The following is a 665-nucleotide window of genomic DNA, read 5'->3' as shown; positions in this document are numbered from 1 at the left end:
CCACAGCTTAGGTTGATTTTTCTTCACCTGCACAACCACATGCGCTTTCTTTTCGCTGATTTTTTCCAGTGTTTCACGCTGGCAATGCAGAGCATCAAGGGTCACGATACTGCCTTTTAGGTTAAGGATATCCAGCATCTGGCGGACGATACTGATTTCCCCATTTTTGGTCGCAGTCGCTTTCTGGCTTAACACCAATCCCGCCTCGGTATCATAGGCAGTGACCAGTTGGACGGCGTTTTTCTTGTCGTTACGATAGGCGCGTCGCAGAACTTTCCCATCAAAAGCGATGACAGGTTTGCTCCCCAATTCACGCTGCTCATTAACCCAGTTGAGTAAGGCTTCCAGCAGGGAATCCAGCTCGATAGCGCGCAGTATTCTGGCAATCGTATGCCGACGGGGTATCCCAGTAGGAAATGGACGATATGTTTGCAGCCACTTAATTTTTGCCCGGCCGTAAGTCTCAATGTCTTGCCAGCCTTCGGCTCCCGCCATGATGGCACTGACGACAAGGAAAATCACATCAATCAGGTCGTACTGACGATTAATATCAGAGCGTGTTTCTTTCACAACGGATAAATGTTCAATCAGGGTCATATGCAAACGATTAGAAGAGAAATAAGGTTCATTAGATCATGCCATTACTTCTCATTCAAGAGGTGTTA

1 protein-coding gene is annotated in these 665 nt (G+C 47.2%); it reads right to left on the bottom strand.

What is annotated here, in order from left to right; all coding sequences use genetic code 11:
* The coding region (locus LG003_RS23140) for an ISAs1 family transposase (protein ID WP_262981777.1) at positions 1 to 597 on the bottom strand (597 nt) is incomplete at its 3' end.
* Positions 598 to 665 lie beyond the last annotated feature (68 nt).

The organism is Photorhabdus kleinii, from assembly GCF_025384885.1.
Taxonomy (GTDB): Bacteria; Pseudomonadota; Gammaproteobacteria; order Enterobacterales; family Enterobacteriaceae; genus Photorhabdus; species Photorhabdus kayaii.
Note: the sequence above shows the minus strand (reverse complement) of the source record. Positions and strands in the feature narration are given on the sequence as shown.